The organism is Streptococcus sp. HMSC072D07, from assembly GCF_001814835.1.
In the GTDB taxonomy this organism is placed as follows: Bacteria; Bacillota; Bacilli; order Lactobacillales; family Streptococcaceae; genus Streptococcus.
In genome coordinates, this window is sequence record NZ_KV818045.1 from 1,353 (window position 1) to 2,358 (window position 1,006).

Annotated in this window: 1 protein-coding gene and 1 pseudogene; both read left to right on the forward strand. The window is 38.8% G+C overall.

The window, feature by feature from the left end:
* Positions 1-88: 88 nt before the first annotated feature.
* Positions 89-442 (forward strand): hypothetical protein, encoded by a 354-nt coding sequence (locus HMPREF2991_RS03305; protein WP_070683547.1) that lies wholly within the window; start codon positions 89-91, stop codon positions 440-442.
* Positions 443-584: 142 nt separating this feature from the next.
* A pseudogene (locus HMPREF2991_RS03310) lies at positions 585-1,006 on the forward strand (hypothetical protein); the annotation flags it as partial.

Genomic DNA, 1,006 nt, shown 5'->3' on the forward strand with positions numbered 1-1,006 from the left:
GGAGAGGTGACCAAGGACGGGAAAGACCATGTAGTCCATTCCTATGAAGAGTTTATCAGTGTCTTGAAACCAAAGGAGGAATTGATAAATGTCAGTTAAACAGATCCAACCGATGCGAATTCAAAGTATTAAGGCAAGTATTAAGGTTTCGACAGATGAGATTTCAAAGGGGATGTCGACTATCATTGATGCACCGGTTACAAGTAGTCTAGAGTCTTGTGCGGGTCTCGCAAAAACATGTATGGAAAATTTAGTAGAGACGGTAGACTCATTAGATGGCTTTATGAACAAGATTGCGGAAGCTTTTAAAAATATGGATACCGATTTAGCAGGATCTATTGAAACGAATGAGATTTATACAGTTTCACCAGAAGAGTATACAGAAAAGAAACGAATCCAACAGAAGATCTATGATGCCTCTGTTTATAATGAGCTCCCCTAACTATTCGCCACTTGAATTCATTTCAGGTGGTTTTCTTTTGCTTTTCTCATCTTCTCACGGTGTCACGCATATGGTATAATGGATTAAGAGTTTATAATCTTTGTTCATCAGATACAAACAACAAATATTCAGGAGGAAGTCAATGAAACAATACAGGGAAAAAATACTACTCATTCTGGGCCTGTTAAGTCTCCTGGTTGTAGTTACGGGAGCCTATCCTTTATATCGCTACCTAACACATGATCGTTATAAGGTGCGAACTCCTGAAGTAGAACCAGCATCTTATGAGTTTCTAGCTGATAGACAGGGGTTGGTCATTTCTTGGAAAGAGGCTGGTAACAGTAATAGTCAAAGAGATGAAGAAAATCAAATTAGGTATAGTGAAGCTATTTATGGGAAACGATATCTTTCGACAGAAAGTAAACGCTTGATTCATCGTTTTGATGATAATCGCTTTGATGTTAAGAATCTGAGCTGGGGAGAGTATTGGAAGATACAGGTTTATGATACCAGTCAGGATGATTTGCCTCGCAAGGAGTATGACCTTTTAAAGGCTGTTGCGGA

Coding starts and splice junctions, on each gene's coding strand:
- HMPREF2991_RS03305 (WP_070683547.1), top strand. CDS start 89: ATGTCAGTTAAACAGATCCAACCGATGCGAATTCAAAGTATTAAGGCA.